Annotated in this window: 2 protein-coding genes; both read right to left on the reverse strand. The window is 71.1% G+C overall.

Features of this window, described 5'->3' with window-relative positions; all coding sequences use genetic code 11:
- Positions 1 to 152: 152 nt before the first annotated feature.
- Positions 153 to 1,514 (reverse strand): GntP family permease, encoded by a 1,362-nt coding sequence (locus GJ634_RS14835; protein ID WP_157503610.1) that lies wholly within the window; start codon positions 1,512 to 1,514, stop codon positions 153 to 155.
- Positions 1,515 to 1,723: 209 nt separating this feature from the next.
- A partial coding sequence (locus GJ634_RS14840) for a TRC40/GET3/ArsA family transport-energizing ATPase (RefSeq protein WP_157503611.1) occupies positions 1,724 to 2,660 on the reverse strand: 937 nt, incomplete at its 5' end.

A 2,660-nucleotide genomic window follows, 5' to 3' on the forward strand; every position in this document is an offset into this window, starting at 1 on the left:
CGGGACGCGCTGATTCGGACGGGCGCGACCGGGACGAACGTCAACGACCTCCGCGTGCTCGTCGTCGAGAGCGAGGACTGACTGTCCGGTCGGCCACGCAGAGAACGGCTGCAGAGTGGTTCACGCGCCGAACGTCGGTGGCCGGGCGGCCGCTACAGCACCAGGCCGACGACGTTCTGCACGACGACGATCCAGACGATGCTGGCGACGCCGAGCACGAGCGTCCCGAGCGTCCACGCCTGGTAGGCGGTCGCCGCCTCCATGTCCGTGAACTCCGTGATGATCCAGAAGTAGGAGTCGTTGGCGTGGCTCACCGTCATGCTCCCGGCCCCGATGGCCAGGACCGCGAAGACGCGGCCCCACGTGCTCGCGAGGCCGAGCGGGTCCAGCAGCGGCGCGACGAGGCCGGCGGTCGTCAGGATGGCGACCGTCGAGGAGCCGAGCGCGGTCTTCATCGCGGCCGCGACGACGAACGCCGCGAACAGCCCGATGCCGAGCCCGCCGAACGTGTCCGTGACGAACTGCTCGAGCGGGAGCGCGCCGAGGACTTCGCCGAACGCGCCACCCGCGCCGGTCACGGCGAGGATCACTGCGGCCTTCTTGATGCCGTCGCTGACCCACTCGTCGGTGATGTCGTCCGTGAACTCTGGGACGGCCGCGAACGAGACGAACACGCCGACGAGGAGCGCGACGGCGGGGTCACCGAGGAACAGCAGCCAGCGCTGGAGCGCGCCGGTGACGAGTTCCGGGTTCTCGGCTTCCGGGTACGCCGCGACGCTCCCGACGGCGATGAGCGCAATCGGGACGACCAGCGGCGCGAACGACGCCGCGGGGGACGGCAGCGAGCCGTACTCCTCCTTGATGTCCTCGATGCTCATCTCGGGCGCCGGGTCGATGTGGAACCGGGACGCCACCCGGTTCGCCCACGCCGACGCGACGAACACGATGGGCGCGCTCACGACGAGGCCCACGAGCATCACGAGCCCGACGTCCGCCCCGAGAATCGCCGCCGCGGCGATGGGGCCGGGCGTCGGCGGGACGAACACGTGCGTGACGTAGAGGCCGCCGGCGAGCGCGACGCCGAGCGTGGACAGCGACAGCGAGGACCGCTCGGCGAGCGAGCGGTTGAGTCCGGAGAGGATGACGAACCCGGAGTCACAGAACACGGGGATGCTGACGATGCTCCCCGTGACCGCCATCACTTCGGTGGTGTACTCCTCGCCGACGAGCCCGAGGATCGACTCCGCGATGACGATCGCCGCCCCCGAGCGCTCGAGCGCGGTGCCGATGATGGTCCCCGCGAGAATCACGATGCCGATGTACCCGAGGACGCCGCCGAACCCGTCCGTGACGAGCGAGGCGGCTTCGGCCGGGTCGACTCCCGCGACGAGCGCTGTACCGTACGCTGCGATGAGCAACGCGAGGAACGCGTGCAGGTTCAGTTTCGCGGTGGCGACGATGATGAACGCGACTGCCCCCGCGAGCAACAGCACCAGCGGAATTCCAGTCAACATGCAACCGATTCGCACACGAGTTGTTCCTATAAAAGTACCTCCCCGACGGCGTCCGGAAAACCGCTGGTCGTCCCGGAGTTTCGCCCGGTGGCCGCGGCTGGCGCTGTGGCCGTCCGTCACCGCCGGCGCTTCGACCGGTCGTCCGTCCTCGCGGCGCCGACGACGCCCGGGGCTCGGGTCGGCTCAGACGACCGAGTCGTTCGCGTTCGTCAGTTCAGGCAGGCGGCGACGACGCGCAGCGGGCGCTCGCCCCGCACCTCGTCCGCGAGCAGCGGAACGCGGGCGACGTCGTACTCGCGGAACAGCTCCTGGGCGTCCGCGAGCGCGGCCTGCTGGACGTCCCAGCGGCGCGCGCAGAACTCGCAGTCCTCGTGGTTCGGCGCGACGAACGCGTCCCCGGGGACGTCGGCGGCGTCCGCCAGCGGCTCCATCACGCGGTTGACGACGACCGTCCCCACGGGCACGCCGAACTCGTCGAGGCGGTCGGTGAGCCGCTGGGCTTCCAGCACGCTCATCTCCTCGGGCACGAGCACGACGCGGAAGTCCGTCCGCGTCGGGTCCGTGAGCACGTCCCGGAGGCGCTCGACGCGCTCCTCGACGGCGTCGAGGTCGCCGAAGCCCGCCTGCTCCTCGTCGCCGTCGCCCTGCCCGAACATCCCCGAGAGCCCGTCCATCATCCCGCCGAAGCGGTCGCGGAGCTGCATCATGCGGCCGACCATCGAGTCCAGCACCTCGGGGAGCTCCAGCAGCCGGAGCGTGTGCCCCGTGGGCGCGGTGTCGACGACCACGCGGTCGAAGCGGTCGTCGTCCATGTACTCGAGCAGCAACTGGACGGCTGCGGCCTCGTCGGCGCCGGGCATCATCGCGCCGTCGCCGCCGCCCGCGCCGCCGAGCAGTTCCTCGAGGCCGCCCGCGAACCCGCCGTCCTGCCCGAACATCCCGGCCTGCGAGAGCGCGTCGTCGGGGTCGATCTCGACAGCCCACAGCGGGCTGTCCTCCCGGACTCTCGCGGGCCGGCTCGGCACGTCGAACTCCAGGGTGTCCGACAGCGAGTGCGCGGGGTCCGTCGACACGACGAGCGTCGACGTTCCCTCGTTCGCGCTCGCGAGGCCGGTCGCCGCCGCCATCGTCGTCTTCCCGACGCCG

Origin of the sequence: Halobacterium sp. CBA1126, from assembly GCF_009741975.1 — an archaeon.
Classification (GTDB): Archaea; Halobacteriota; Halobacteria; order Halobacteriales; family Halobacteriaceae; genus Halobacterium.

Excerpts from the sequence above, each read along its gene's own strand:
- GJ634_RS14835 (WP_157503610.1), bottom strand. The coding sequence starts at position 1,514 with ATGTTGACTGGAATTCCGCTGGTGCTGTTGCTCGCGGGGGCAGTCGCG.